Source organism: Streptomyces sp. DSM 120436 (assembly GCF_055778765.1).
Window position 1 is genome coordinate 529,849 of the sequence record NZ_JBSKBS010000001.1, and the last position, 13,687, is coordinate 543,535.

The window sequence follows — 13,687 nt, forward strand, 5'->3', positions numbered from 1 at the left end:
CGTTCACTGCAACGCCCCGAAGGGGGCGCGGGGCTGCACCTCTGTGCGGCTACCGCCGCGTGCGCGCGACCCGCCGCGAACGGCCGGCACACGGCGGGGGGCGCCCAGCCGAACGGCGCTGAACCGCTCAGGCGCGAGGCGCCCGCGGGGCGCCTTACTTGCCCTTGGCCGCTTCCTTGAGCTTCGAGCCCGCGGAGACCTTCACGCTGTACCCGGCGGGGATCTGGATCGGCTCACCGGTCTGCGGGTTGCGCGCGGTGCGCGCAGCGCGGTGGGTGCGCTCGAAGGTCAGGAAGCCGGGGATGGTGACCTTCTCGTCGCCCTTGGAGACGATGTCGCCGACGACGTCGGCGAACGCGGCCAGCACGGCGTCGGCGTCCTTGCGGGTCACCTCGGCGCGGTCGGCCAGCGCGGCCACCAGCTCACTGCGGTTCATGTTGTTACTCCCGTGTTCTTCTTGCCGTTGAGGCGTGCCACGCGGCGGAGCCGCATGTCGGGCACGGCGAAAGCCGATGCTGCCAGGTTCCTCGGTGAGTCCCCGGGCCCGGGTCCTTCGTCGGACCCTCGCGCCCAGGGACGCATCCTGCCTCTACCTGCGGCGGTAATGCCAATCCGGCACCCGCAGGAGTCGTGAGAACACCCGAGGGAGTCACACGAAGAGCGTCACGGCCTCCGCACGGTGACGCTCCGTCCGCTTCCGGCAGCGGACAGCAGGGGGCCGGAGCCCGGGTCCGGCCGCCACCCTAGGGGGCGGCCGGGACTACGGGTTCCGCGACGCGCCGGTTCAAACCGCCCGTGGCGATCCTCACAGCGCCCGGACCGCCGGGGGCGTCACGCGCCGGCGGCCTTCGCGGCGTCCCGGACGGCGTCGGCCACCGCGCCCGCGACCTTCTCGTTGAAGACGCTGGGGATGATGTAGTTCGGGTTCAGCTCGTCCTCGGTGACCACGTCGGCCAGGGCCTGGGCCGCGGCCAGCATCATCTCGGTGTTGACGGTGCGGGACTGGGCGTCCAGCAGACCGCGGAAGACGCCCGGGAACACCAGCACGTTGTTGATCTGGTTGGGGAAGTCGGAGCGGCCGGTGGCCACGACGGCCGCCGTCTGACGGGCGATCGCCGGGTCCACCTCGGGGTCGGGGTTCGCGAGCGCGAACACGATCGCGCCCTCGGCCATCGCGGAGACGTCCTCGGCGCCGAGCACGTTGGGGGCGGAGACGCCGATGAAGACGTCCGCGCCGTGCACGGCCTCCTTCAGCGTGCCGGTGAGGTTCTCCGGGTTGGTGTGGTCGGCGATCCAGCACAGGGCGGAGTCGGGGGCGGCGTCGACCAGGTCCTCGCGGCCGGCGTGCACCACGCCGTGGATGTCGGCCACCACGGCGTTCTTCACGCCGGCGGCGAGCAGCAGCTTGAGGATGGCGGTGCCGGCCGCGCCGGCGCCGGACATGACGACCCGGATGCCCTCGATGGACTTGCCGGTGACCCGCAGGGCGTTGGTCAGGGCGGCGAGCACCACGATCGCGGTGCCGTGCTGGTCGTCGTGGAAGACGGGGATGTCGAGGGCCTCGCGCAGCCGGGCCTCGATCTCGAAGCAGCGGGGCGCGGAGATGTCCTCGAGGTTGATGCCGGCGAAGCCGGGGGCGATCGCCTTGACGATCTCCACGATCGCGTCGGTGTCCTGGGTGTCCAGGCACAGCGGCCAGGCGTCGATGCCGGCGAACCGCTTGAACAGGGCGGCCTTGCCCTCCATCACCGGCAGCGCGGCCTTCGGGCCGATGTTGCCCAGGCCCAGCACGGCGGAGCCGTCCGTCACGACCGCAACGGAGTTGCGCTTGATGGTGAGGCGGCGGGCGTCCTCGGGGTTCTCGGCGATCGCCATGCAGACCCGGGCCACACCGGGCGTGTAGACCATGGACAGGTCGTCACGGGTGCGGATGGGGTGCTTCGACGCCATCTCGATCTTGCCGCCGAGGTGCATCAGGAACGTACGGTCGGAGACCTTGCCGAGGGTGACGCCCTCGATGGCGCGGAGCTGCTCGACGATCTCGTCGGCGTGGGCGGTGGACGCGGCCGCGATCGTGACGTCGATCCGGAGCCTCTCGTGGCCCGACGCCGTCACGTCGAGGCCGGTCACCAGGCCTCCGTGGGACTCGACGGCCCCGGTGAGCTGGGACACCGCGGTTCCGCCCGCGGGCACCTCCAGCCGGATGGTCATCGAGTAGGAGACGCTGGGCGCCGTTGCCATGGCCGACTTCCTCTGCTTCTTCAACCGTGTCGCGAATCGTGCCGTCCGATCGTCGCACCTACCACTGGGTACGTGGTAGCCGCCTCGGATTGCGAACGTTTTGTTCATCGCACTATGTCATTATCCGGAAAATGACTTCCACCATACGAGAAACGCCAGGGCATGAAAGAGGCCCACGTCACGCTTCGTGACGTGGGCCTCTCACACGTTCATGACACCGACCCGCCATGCTCGCCTCGCGGCAAGTGGTCGCTCGAAGCGACTAAGGTTGGGCCCGGGGGCTTGGATCGGGCCGGTGCCACGTCCAGGCTAACAAACGGATCGCGCGAGGCCATTCCCGCGACCGGGGATATTTCCCGCATCCCCGGCCCCACCGGTCCCACGGGATCGCCGCAGGACCGTCCGCTCAGTCCCGCAGCAGGTCGGGGACCCCGTCGGCGTCCGGCTGGTCCCGCTCCGCGGACACCACGGTGAGCTGCTGCGTGGCGCGCGTCAGGGCGACGTACAGCACCCGCAGGCCGGCCGGGGACTCGTCGGCGATCTCCGCGGGAGAGACGACGACCGTCGCGTCGTACTCCAGGCCCTTGGCCTCCAGGCTGCCGAGCGCCACCACCCGGTCGCCGAGCCCGTCGAGCCAGCCCCGCGCCTCCTCGCGCCGCCGCATGGCGACGACCACGCCGACCGTGCCGTCCACCCGCTCCAGCAGCCGGGCGGCCTCGGCGCGCACGGTGTCGCCCAGCGTCTCCCCGGCCACGGCGAAGCGCGGCTCGACGCCCGTGGAGCGCACCGCGCGCGGCGCCTCGGCGCCCGGCATGGCGAGGGCGAGCACCTTCGCCGCCAGCTCGGCGATCTCGGCCGGGTTGCGGTAGTTCACGGTCAGCTCGAAGCGGCGGCCACGGGAAGGGCTGCCCGAAGGGCCCTCCCCGGCAGGGCGGTGGCGGGAGACGGGCGGGCGGGCGCCGAGGGCCTCGTCACGGGCCTGGGCGGCCTCGTCCGGGTCGGACCAGGAGGACTGGGCCGGGTCGCCGACGATCGTCCAGGTGGCGTGCCGGCCGCGGCGGCCGACCATGCGCCACTGCATCGGGGTGAGGTCCTGCGCCTCGTCGACGATGACGTGGGCGTACTCGACGCGCTCCTGGGCGAGCCGCTCGGCCCGCTCGCGCTGGGTCTCCTCGCGCACCGGCATCAGCTCCTCCAGGCCGGTGAGCTGGTCCAGCGGGTCGATCTCGCGCTTCTTGCGGGGCCGGGCGGGGGCGCCCAGGACCGCCTGGAGCTCGTCCAGCAGCGCGATGTCGTGCACGGAGCGCCCGTCCCGCTGGAAGGCGCGCGCCAGTCTGCGCACCTCCCCCGGGTTCAGGAGGCGCCGGGCCCAGCGGCCGAGGCGCCGCTCGTCGGCCATGGCGTCGAGGACGGCGGCGGGGGTCAGCTCCGGCCACCAGGCGTCGAGGAAGGCGGTGAAGGCGTCCTCGGAGGTGATGTCCTCGTCGAAGGAGGCGCGCAGCTCGGCGGCGAGTTCGGGGTCGGTGTGCCGGGCCCCGGCGCCGGAGCGCTCCCACAGGGCGTCCAGCAGCAGCTTGCGGGCGCGGGGACGCAGCAGGTTGACCGGGGCGGTGCCGCCGAGGGCGGTACGGCGGATGCCCGCCAGTTCCTCCGCCTCCAGCTCCAGGCGCCGGCCGAAGGCGACGACCCGCAGCCGCTGCGGCGCGTCGTTCAGCTCCAGGGCGCCGCGCGCGGCCTTCCGCACCACCTTGAGCATGCGGTACGAGCCCTTGACGCGGGCCACGGCCGGGGAGTCGTACAGCGTGGCCTCGGCGCCGTCCACGAGGGAGCCGATGGCGCGGATGGCGACCTGGCCCTCCTCGCCGAGGGACGGCAGGACGCCCTCGGTGTAGGCGACCAGCAGCGGGGTCGGGGAGACGATGAGGATGCCGCCCGCGTACCGGCGCCGGTTCTGGTAGAGCAGGTAGGCGGCGCGGTGCAGGGCGACGGCGGTCTTGCCGGTGCCGGGGCCCCCCTCGACGTAGGTCACGGAGGCGGCGGGGGCGCGGATCACCAGGTCCTGCTCGGCCTGGATGGACGCCACGATGTCCCGCATCGTGTGGGTGCGGGCCTGGCCGAGCGCGGCCATCAGGGCGCCGTCGCCGATCACGGCCAGCTCGCGGCCGTCGAGGGAGGCCGTCAGCTCGGGGCGCATCAGGTCGTCCTCGACGCTGCGCACCCGGCGTCCCTGGGAGCGGATCACCCGGCGCCGCACGACCCGGCCGGGATCGACCGGGGTGGAGCGGTAGAAGGGAGCCGCGGCGGGCGCCCGCCAGTCGATGACCAGCGGGGCGTAGTCCTCGTCGAGGACGCCTATGCGGCCGATGTGCAGGGTCTCGGCGATGTCGGCGGTGTGGTCGGGGCGGACGGCGCCCTCGGCGGGCTCGACGGCGGTGTACGCGCCGTCCGGGCCCTTCGTGCCGTCCTTGCCGGGCAGCAGGTCGATCCGGCCGAAGACGAAGTCCTCGTACTCGCTGTGCAGCCGGTTGAGGTGGACGCCGGCCCGGAAGACCTGGGCGTCCCGCTCGGCGAGGGCGCCGGGCGTGCCGACCTGGCCGCGCCGGGCGGCGTCGCGCATGAGGAACTCGGCCTCGGAGATCTTCTCCTCGAGGCGCCGGTACACCCGGTCCAGGTGTTCCTGTTCCACGCGGATCTCCCGGTCCCGAACGGAGTCGTGAACCGGGCCGACCGCGGTTTCCTGTTGAGCCTGAGCGGCCACCGGGCCCCCTTCTGACGTGCTGGGCAGCCGTCAACCGTACGCGAAGGGGGCCCGTCGCGGCTACGCGTCGACCTCCACGAGCGTCTTGCCGTCGAAGGTCGCGATCTCGAAGTGGTCGATCTCGTTGCGCTCGAAGGCGGCGCCGCCCTGGACGTACAGCGGCTGCTTGCCCTTGTCGGTCGTGGCGTCGGGCAGTCCGTAGCCCTCGCCGGTGACCGCCCAGGAGTTCACCGTCTCGCGCTCGCCGTTCTTGCCGACGGCGATGAGCGAGCACTTCTGTTCGCCCTTGACGTTCTTCAGCTCGGTGACGATCTCGGTGCCCCAGAGCTTGTCCTCCAGGGCCACGGTGGCGGTCACCCCGCTGACGGGGTCGGTCGCCGTGATCTTCTCGGAGCTCTTGTCGAAGGCGTCCTTGGCGGGGTTGGCCGCGAGGGTGCGGCTGGTGCCGCCCCCGCCGCCGCTGCCGCCGCCGTCCCCGCCGCTCGCCGCGACGGCCACGAACGGGCCGCTGACGATCAGCGCGCCGGCCGCGGCCACCATGTAGAAGTTGCGGCGGCGCTTGCGCGCCCGGCGCTCGGCCACCTCGTCGATGAGCTTCTCCACCACGCGCGGCGACGGCTTCGCGGACAGCGACTCGCCGACCGCGGGCGATCCGGCGGCGTCGGGCAGGTCCGCGAGCGCGGCCAGCATCGGTTCCATCCCGGCGAGTTCGTCGAGCTGCTGGGCGCACCACTCGCAGGTCGCCAGATGCGCCTCGAACGCGCTGGCTTCGGCGTCGTCGAGGATGCCGAGGGCGTAGGCACCGACGGTCTCGTGCTCGTTCGGCACCGGTGATCCCTCCATGGCACCTGACATACCCGTCCCGCCCGTGCCGAATCCCCGGTCTCCCCCGTACACACTCATCACGCCGTCACCCCCCGCTCCTCCAGAGCCAGCTTCATCGACCGCAGGGCGTAGAACACCCGGGAGCGCACGGTGCCGCTCGGTATGCCGAGTGTCTGGGCCGCCTCATTGACGGTACGCCCCTTGAAGTAGGTCTCGACGAGGACCTCCCGGTGCGCCGGGGTCAGGTCGTCGAGTGCGTCCGACAGCGTCATCAGCCACAGCGCCTTGTCGATCTCGTCCTCCGCGGGGATGACCTCCAGCGGCGACGGATCGACCTCCTGCGGCCGGGCCTGCCGGCTGCGGTGGCCGTCGATGACGATGCGCCGGGCGACCGTCACCAGCCAGGGGCGTACCGAACCGGTCGCCCGATTGAGCTGACCGGCGTTCTTCCAGGCACGGATGAGCGTTTCCTGGACGACGTCCTCGGCGCGCTGCCGGTCTCCGGCGACCAGCCTGAGGACGTAGGCCAGCAGGGGTCCCGCGTGCTCGCGGTACAGCGCACGCATCAACTCCTCGTCAGGTTCCGAGGGCTGTGAGGACATGCGATGTCGGGCCCTCGTTCCTCGTTCATTGGCCACGGCCGCATCCTTGCGCACGCCCACCTCCGGTGTCCGGGCGATCCCCCAGTCGGTCGCTCGCCCACCGGTACGCACGGGGACCGTGGGGTGTTCAAAGAGGGACGGCAGTTTTCTCGGGGACGTCACGACGAGCGGGACATGCACGCACATTCCCCCCGCTTCCTCTCCACATCTCCGGCACACGGTGAGCGGGGAAGCGCCGAGGGGCGACCGCACGGGTCCAACGGAAGCGTGACGGTCGTCACTTGACCGGTGCCCGGCGTCCTCGGTGCGCGAACACCGCGAAGCGGACAGGGCGTTCCGGCGCGGATCGGCGGCGCCGGCCTCAGGCGCGCGTGAGGGCCGCGGCGCGGCGGCGGTGCCGGGCCACGCGCTCGCGGTTGCCGCACACCTCGCTGGAGCACCAGCGGCGCCGCCGGCCCCGGGAGGTGTCGACGTACACGATGGGGCAGTTGTCGCCCTCGCACTGGCGCAGGCTCGTCCGGGCGGCCGGGTCGGTGAGCAGGTCCACCGCGTCCCGCGCCACCGCGCCGAGCAGCGCGTCGCGGCCGGGCGGGCCGGCGAGCCGGCGCACCAGCGTCCCGTCCGCGCCGGGGACCGCGCGGGGCGCCGGCGGTGCGGAGCGGGCGAGTTCGTTGACCCGGGCGAGCGCGGGGCCGTAGGAGCGGGGGCCGGGCGTCCGCACCAACGAGGCCAGGCACGCGCGCAGTTCGCGGAAGGCGGTCAGCCAGGACGGGTCGGCGTGGGTGAGCGGGGTGCCCCCGGGGACGAGTCCGGCGCCGGTGATCCAGGCGCGCAGCGCGTCGACGGAGGCCAGCCGTTCCCCTGGATGAGTGGTCGCGAGCAGGTCCAGGCAGACCCGCCCGGTGTCGAACCTCAGCTCGTAGGACGCCGTGACCGTACCCAGTGCCATGTCCTGCCACCGCCTAGGTGGGCCCCCGCGCGCGTGGGGGGCCGTGCGCGAACCGGGAAACCGTTCCGTCTCCACAGTGCCCGCCCGCCCCGGCCCCCGGAACCCCTCCCGCCGCGTGCTTTTCCGCCTAGCCTGCCCGCATGGAGGAGTTGAACGGGGTGGAGGTCCGCGCGTTCCCGGACGCGGCGGCTTTCGACGACTGGCTGGCCGAGCACCACACCCGCCGCGAGGGGGTGTGGGTGAAGGTGGCGAAGAAGGCGTCGGGGATCGCGTCGGTCACCGACGGCGAGCTGGTCGACGCGGGCCTGTGCTGGGGCTGGGTCTCCGGGCAGCGGCGCCGCCTGGACGACCGGTACTACCTGCAGAAGTACGGACCGCGCCGGCCGCGCAGCCTGTGGTCGCGGGTGAACGTGGAGAAGGTCGCGGCGCTGGCGGCGGAGGGCCGGATGCGGGAGCCCGGCCTCGCGGAGGTACGGCGCGCCCGCGAGGACGGCCGCTGGGACCGGGCGTACGCCTCGCAGGGCACGGCGGAGGTCCCCGACGACCTCGCCGAGGCGCTCGCCGCCGACCCGGAGGCCCGCGCGGCCTTCGACGCCCTCGACCGCACGGCCCGCTACCTGGTCATGCTCCCGCTGCTCCAGGCGGCGACGCCCGAGACGCGGAGGAACCGACTGGAGCGTGCGGTGAGGGACTTGGCGCGGGGCCGGCGCCGGGCCTGACGACCGCGCTCAGCCCGTCGCGTCGTACTTGGTGTCGGCCGCCGGGTCGAGGGCCAGGCGGTAGCCGCGTTTGACGACCGTCTGGACCAGCTTGGGGGCGCCCAGGGCCGCGCGCAGGCGGGCCATCGCGGTCTCCACCGCGTGTTCGTCGCGGCCCGTGCCCGGCAGGGCGCGCAGCAGCTCCGCGCGGGAGACGACCCAGCCGGGCCGGCGGGACAGCGCCCGCAGCAGGGACATCCCGGCGGGCGGTACGGGCCGCAGCGCGCCGTCGACCAGCACCGCGTGCCCCCGGATCTCCACCCGGTGCCCGGCGACGGGCAACACGCGGGCACGCGCGGGGAGTTCGCGGCAGAGGAGCTGGACCAGCGGGCCGAGCCGGAAGCGTTCGGGCTGCACGGTGGCGACACCCTTCGCCTGGAGCGGCAGGGCGGTGACCGGGCCGACGCAGGCGGGCAGCACGTCGTGGCCGAGTGCGGCCAGCAGGTCGTCGAGCAGGCCCCGCTCCTCGGCGCGGGACAGCAGCGAGGCGGCGGCGGGCGCGCTGGTGAAGGTGACCGCGTCCAGGGTGCGGGCGACGGCCGCGTCGACCAGGCGGTCCACCGGCCCGAGGTCCTCCGGTGGCAGCCAGCGGTAGACCGGCACGCCCACCACCTCCGCTCCCCCGGCGCGCAGCGCCTCCACGAACCCGGGCAGCGGCTCGCCGTGCAGCTGGACGGCGACGCGCAGCCCGTCGACGCCCTCCTCGAGGAGCCGGTCCAGCACCTCCGCCATCGACTCCGAGGCCGGCGACCACTCCTCGGTCAGCCCGGCCGCCCGGATCGCGCCCTTCACCTTGGGCCCGCGCGCCAGGATCCGCACCCCGCGCAGCCGCTCCAGCAGGTCCTCGCCGAGCCCCCAGCCGTCGGCGGCCTCCACCCAGCCGCGGAACCCGATGGCGGTGGTGGCGACCGCGAGGTCCGGGGCCCGCCCGATGATCTCCTTGGTGGTGGCCAGCAGTTCGCTGTCGTCGGAGAGCGGCACGATCCGCAGGGCCGGGGCGTGCAGCACCGCCGCACCGCGCCGCTCCAGCAGCGCGCCCAGCTCGTCGGCGCGGCGCGCCGCGGTCACGCCCACGGTGAAGCCCGCGAGGGGGCCGTGCTCCGGTGACTGCTCTCGTTCCTCGTCCATCACTCTCGTCCCGGCTCGAATCGGCGTCCCGCACGACAGGCTCGGCTCCACGTCCGTGCCGGACCGAGCCTGTCAACGCTCCATGACAGGCTCGGTTCGGCTCCATGTCACCAGTGTTACGTCACCGGCCGTCACACCTCGGCATAACCGGGCTGCGGCTTCTCCTCCCGGGCGGGGAGGGGGCCGGCCGGGCGGGCGGCGGGCCGGCGGACGTATACCGCCCAGGTGACCGCGCAACAGACCGCGTAGCAGGCGAGGAACGCCACGAACGCGCCGGTGCCGGAGCCGTGGGAGAGGAAGGACTGGCGGAAGGCCAGGTTGATGCCGACGCCGCCGAGCGCGCCCACCGCGCCGATCAGCCCCATGGACGCCCCGGACAGCCGCCGCCCGTACGCGGCCGCCGCCTCCCCCTCCAGCCCCAGGGCGTGCGCCTTGGCCTGGAAGATGCCGGGGATCATCTTGTACGTCGAGCCGTTGCCGAGGCCGGTCAGCAGGAACAGCCCCACGAAGGCGGCGGTGAACAGCGCCGGCGACTGCCGCGTCGAGGCGGCGATCAGCACGGCGGTCGCCGCGCCCATGGCGACGAAGTTCCACAGCGTGATGCGCGCGCCGCCGTAACGGTCGGCGAGCCGGCCGCCCACCGGCCGGATCAGCGAGCCCAGCAGCGGCCCGACGAAGGTGACGTACGCGGCCTCCAGCGGGGTGCGGCCGAACTGGTTCTGCAGCACCTGCCCGAAGGCGAAGCTGTAGCCGATGAAGGAGCCGAAGGTGCCGATGTAGAGGAACGACATGATCCAGGTGTGCGGGTCGCGCGCGGCGTCCTTCGCGGCCCCGGTGTCGTTCCGCACGGTGGCCAGGTTGTCCATGTGGCGCGCGGCGAGCACGGCGGCGGCGACGATCAGCGGGATGTAGAGGCCGAGCAGCACCCGCGGCCCCCCGTTCGCGCCGATGACGGCGAGGGCGGCGAGCTGGATGACGGGGACGCCGATGTTGCCGCCGCCGGCGTTCAGGCCGAGCGCCCAGCCCTTCTCCCGCAGCGGGAAGAAGGCGTTGATGTTGGTCATGGAGGAGGCGAAGTTGCCGCCGCCGATCCCGGCCAACAGGCCGACCAGCAGGAACGTGGAGAAGGAGGTGCCCGGCTCCATCACCGCGAACGCGGCGACGGCCGGCACGAGCAGCAGCCCCGCGGAGACGACCGTCCAGTTCCGCCCGCCGAACACCGCGACGGCGAAGGTGTACGGGACCCGGACGACGGCGCCGACCAGTGTGACCAGCGACGTCAGCAGGAACTTGTCGGCGGGGGTCAGCCCGTACTCGGGGCCCATGAAGAGCACCAGCACGGACCACATGGTCCAGATGGAGAAGCCGATGTGCTCGGACACCACGGAGAAGAGGAGATTGCGGCGGGCGATCCGCTCTCCGGTGCGGCGCCAGAAGGTCTCGTCCTCCGGGTCCCACTGCTGGATCCATCGGCCGCTGCGGGCTGTCATGGGGCCTCCACTGCTCTCCGGGGCGCGGCGGTGCCGCGAGGGCTGGTCCCGAAGGTAGGGAGGGGGCGTTTCCGGTCTGTGGCACGCGGTGACCGGCAGGGAACGTTGCTCTCACCCCGGGCGGGGGCGGGGTGAGAGGAGGCGGTCACCGGTTGCCGGTGGCGCGGTGAGGGTCAGTGCTGCGGGGGCTGGCCGTAGGGGCCGGGCGCCTGCTGCGGCGGGACGCCGTACGGACCCGGCTGGCCGTAGGCGGGCGGCTGCTGGGCGTACGGGCCGGGCTGCGCGTAGCCCGGGGCGGGCTGCTGCTGCGGGAACGGCGGCGCGCCCTGGGCCTGCGCGCCGTACGGCCCGTACGGGCCGCCCCCGTACGGCGTGCCGGAGCCCGGAGGCAGGTAGCGCACGCGGCCCGTCTCGTCCGCCACCGGTGCGAAACCGGCCGCTTGCAGCCGCGCCGCGAACTTGGCGTTGCGCTTGCGGGTGACGACGAAGCCGATGCCGAGGATCACCATGAGGGCCAGCCAGATGATCGCCGCGATCACGAAGTCGTCCGAGGTGCCGCCGAGCCGGTAGGCGATGATCACGGCGCCGATGGAGACACCGAGGGCGCCGTAGCCCATCCGCTTCTCGGCGCTCTTGCCGGTGAGGTCGAAGTTGATGCGCGCCTTGAGCAGTTCGAGGGCGTCCGGCACGAGCGGCGGCAGGGAGACGCCGTCGTGGGCGTTGGGGTACTGCGCCCAGTTCTGCGCGGCGCGGGCCTGGGCCTGCGGGCTGAGGTCAGGGACGATCAGCATCTTCAACTGGCTGTTGTTCCCGCCGCCCTGCCGGACGTCGGCGTACTCGTAGCCGAACTGCTGGGCGATGAAGGCGAGTCGGGCGAGTTTCTTCACGGATGCCATGGGACTGGTGAGCTCCACCGGCTCCCCGCTCGCCATCAACCGCAGCATCTTCTGCGTCTGCCGCTTGCTCATCCGCCCTCGCCCCCTGGTACGCCGTTCACTTCAGCAACAGGGGGCAGTGTGGCACGGCCACCCACCTCGAGCCAGAGCAGCTTCCCCGCTCCCCGCCCCAGCGCACCATCACCGAGGGCCCACCCTCCCCAGGAGTCGGCATACTCCTGCACGAGACGCAGTCCGCGCCCGGACCCGGCGTCGAGCGGAGCGAGCGGGACGGAATCGTCGCCGGCCCCGCCGAACGGGGCGGGGACGTACGGGTCGCTGTCCCACACCCCGACCCGCAGCCGGCCGTCGCCCAGCCCCGTGAGCCTCAGGGAGGCGGGCCCTTTGGTGTGCAGGTAGGCGTTAGTGACCAGCTCCGACGCCAGCAACTCGACGACGTCGAGGGCGTCCTGCCTGCCGTGACCGCGCAGTGCGGCCCGCACCGTCATACGTGCGACGCGTACGGCGCGGGGGTCATGCGGGAGACGAAGGGCGTACGTCCAGGGGTGGGGCGGGGCTACGGTGACCATGGTCGTCTCCGGGGTATCGAGGGGACTTTGGCTTCGCGTTCATGGCCGCGCAGGCGGTGGCAGTGCCTCGGTCGGTGCGCTTCCGGCTTATGAGCGCGGCGGATGAGTGATAGCGCTACCGTAGAGCCGATCAGGAGATACATCTCCCGAATGTTGGAGATTCACCTCTCGATTAGCTCGAGTGAGGGACAGGAGAGCCGCTACGCGGCCAGGAAGGACACACGGTGCCGCCCACGAACAATCCGACACTGAGGCAACGGAGGCTGGGCGCCGAGCTGCGCAAACTCCGCGAGAAGGCAGGGTTCACGGTGACTCGGGCCGCCGAGCACCTGGGCGTCAACCAAGGGCGCGTAAGCATGATCGAGACCGGCCGCAGCCCTGTGAGCGCCGATCTCGTGCGAGGGATGGCATCCGCCTACGACTGCTCCGACATGGCTCTGATCGACGCACTGGCCGCCATGACCGGACGCCGGCGTCGGGGCTGGTGGGACGAGTACCGCGAACACCTGCCCGCCGCGTTGGTCGATCTGGCGGAGCTGGAACACCACACGTCCGCGCTACGCGTCGCCCTGGTGATCCACCTTCCGGCGCTGCTGCAGACCACTGATCACGCCCGCGCCCTCTTCCGCGCTGTGGTGCCGCCTCTCCAGCAGCACGAGATCGAGCACCGCCTCACGTTCCGCATCAAACGGCAGGGCATCCTGCACCGCGAGGATCCGCCCTCCTACTCGGCGATCATTCACGAGTCGGCACTCCGCATGGGATTCGGAGGCCCTTCCGTGACCCGCGGCCAGCTCACGCATCTGCTGGAGATGGGCGAGTTGCCCCACATCACCCTTCGCGTGGTCCCGTTCGGCACGGCCCGCTTCCCGAGCACCGGTCAGTCCTTCGACTACCTCTCGGGCGCCGTGCCGCAACTCGACACGGTCCAGCTGGATACGCACCACGGGGGCTGCGGATTCCTGGACGCGGAGGCACAGTTGGCCAAGTACCGAGCCGTACTGGATCACATGTCGACCTGTGCGCTCGACCCCGCAGAGTCCCGCGACTTCATCCACAGCCTCGTCCGAGAGACCTGAGAAGGAACCCCGTGCAGACCATCACCTGGCGCAAGTCGTCCTACAGCGGCGACAGTTCGAACTGCGTGGAGATAGCGGCCACACCCACCACCGTCCACATACGCGACTCGAAGAACACACCCGGCCCCCAGCTCGGCGTCTCCCCCACCACGTGGACCGTTTTCCTCACGCACGTCATGAAGTGACCGCCGGGACCGGGCACCTGCTCATCGGAGCGCCGGATGCCGACAACGACGGCGTCCCCGACACCTGGACGGTGCGCTTCTACGCAGGCGGCAGGACCTCGCCGGCCGGGTTCGGCACCCGGATCACCGGTACGTCGGTCTACCGGAAGACACGGATGGCCATCGGGTGAGCCATCGCATCAAGCGCCAGGGCATCCTCCACCGCAA

Annotated in this window: 14 protein-coding genes; 4 read left to right on the forward strand and 10 right to left on the reverse strand. The window is 72.4% G+C overall.

The window, feature by feature from the left end; genetic code table 11:
- Positions 1-154 precede the first annotated feature (154 nt).
- From ACWH4W_RS02405 to ACWH4W_RS02430, 6 genes are all read right to left on the reverse strand, one after another.
- Entirely contained in the window at positions 155-436 is a 282-nt protein-coding gene (locus ACWH4W_RS02405; protein WP_003990598.1) for an HU family DNA-binding protein, read from the reverse strand.
- 395 nt (positions 437-831) lie between these two features.
- Positions 832-2,241, reverse strand: a complete 1,410-nt coding sequence (locus ACWH4W_RS02410; RefSeq protein WP_473074198.1) for an NAD-dependent malic enzyme — start codon at positions 2,239-2,241, stop codon at positions 832-834.
- A gap of 406 nt (positions 2,242-2,647) precedes the next feature.
- Complete coding sequence (locus tag ACWH4W_RS02415; protein ID WP_473074199.1) at positions 2,648-4,999, reverse strand: HelD family protein; 2,352 nt, start codon at positions 4,997-4,999, stop codon at positions 2,648-2,650.
- A gap of 60 nt (positions 5,000-5,059) precedes the next feature.
- The gene (locus ACWH4W_RS02420) at positions 5,060-5,842 is read right to left on the reverse strand and encodes an anti-sigma factor family protein (RefSeq protein ID WP_473074200.1); all 783 of its coding nucleotides are present in this window, start codon (positions 5,840-5,842) and stop codon (positions 5,060-5,062) included.
- 59 nt (positions 5,843-5,901) lie between these two features.
- Positions 5,902-6,486 carry a sigma-70 family RNA polymerase sigma factor gene (locus tag ACWH4W_RS02425; RefSeq protein ID WP_078492847.1) on the reverse strand — a complete coding sequence of 195 codons (585 nt, stop codon included), beginning with the start codon at positions 6,484-6,486 and terminating at the stop codon, positions 5,902-5,904.
- A gap of 301 nt (positions 6,487-6,787) precedes the next feature.
- Positions 6,788-7,375 (reverse strand): CGNR zinc finger domain-containing protein, encoded by a 588-nt coding sequence (locus tag ACWH4W_RS02430; RefSeq protein WP_473074201.1) that lies wholly within the window; start codon positions 7,373-7,375, stop codon positions 6,788-6,790.
- Between the two features lie 140 nt (positions 7,376-7,515).
- On the opposite strand from ACWH4W_RS02430, the gene ACWH4W_RS02435 reads away from it, so the two are divergent.
- The gene (locus ACWH4W_RS02435; protein WP_473074202.1) at positions 7,516-8,094 is read left to right on the forward strand and encodes a YdeI/OmpD-associated family protein; all 579 of its coding nucleotides are present in this window, start codon (positions 7,516-7,518) and stop codon (positions 8,092-8,094) included.
- 9 nt (positions 8,095-8,103) lie between these two features.
- Here the strand turns inward: ACWH4W_RS02435 and ACWH4W_RS02440 are convergent, their stop codons facing one another.
- The 4 genes from ACWH4W_RS02440 to ACWH4W_RS02455 form a co-directional block, all read right to left on the reverse strand.
- On the reverse strand, positions 8,104-9,261 hold the full coding sequence (locus tag ACWH4W_RS02440; protein ID WP_473074203.1) for a uroporphyrinogen-III synthase: 1,158 nt from the start codon (positions 9,259-9,261) through the stop codon (positions 8,104-8,106).
- A 131-nt stretch (positions 9,262-9,392) separates the two neighbouring features.
- Positions 9,393-10,751: a nitrate/nitrite transporter gene (locus ACWH4W_RS02445; protein ID WP_473074204.1), complete on the reverse strand. Its 1,359-nt coding sequence runs from the start codon at positions 10,749-10,751 to the stop codon at positions 9,393-9,395.
- 173 nt (positions 10,752-10,924) lie between these two features.
- Positions 10,925-11,719 (reverse strand): hypothetical protein, encoded by a 795-nt coding sequence (locus ACWH4W_RS02450; protein WP_473074205.1) that lies wholly within the window; start codon positions 11,717-11,719, stop codon positions 10,925-10,927.
- Entirely contained in the window at positions 11,716-12,216 is a 501-nt protein-coding gene (locus tag ACWH4W_RS02455) for an ATP-binding protein (protein ID WP_473074206.1), read from the reverse strand. Before ACWH4W_RS02455 ends, ACWH4W_RS02450 begins: the two co-directional genes overlap by 4 nt.
- Before the next feature lie 224 nt (positions 12,217-12,440).
- On the opposite strand from ACWH4W_RS02455, the gene ACWH4W_RS02460 reads away from it, so the two are divergent.
- The 3 genes from ACWH4W_RS02460 to ACWH4W_RS02470 are packed head-to-tail and all read left to right on the forward strand — an operon-like array spanning position 12,441 to position 13,650.
- A complete protein-coding gene (locus ACWH4W_RS02460; RefSeq protein ID WP_473074207.1) occupies positions 12,441-13,295 on the forward strand; it encodes a helix-turn-helix domain-containing protein in 855 nt (284 codons plus the stop codon).
- Between the two features lie 11 nt (positions 13,296-13,306).
- Positions 13,307-13,480: a DUF397 domain-containing protein gene (locus ACWH4W_RS02465; protein ID WP_473074208.1), complete on the forward strand. Its 174-nt coding sequence runs from the start codon at positions 13,307-13,309 to the stop codon at positions 13,478-13,480.
- On the forward strand, positions 13,477-13,650 hold the full coding sequence (locus ACWH4W_RS02470; RefSeq protein WP_473074209.1) for a hypothetical protein: 174 nt from the start codon (positions 13,477-13,479) through the stop codon (positions 13,648-13,650). Before ACWH4W_RS02465 ends, ACWH4W_RS02470 begins: the two co-directional genes overlap by 4 nt.
- Positions 13,651-13,687 lie beyond the last annotated feature (37 nt).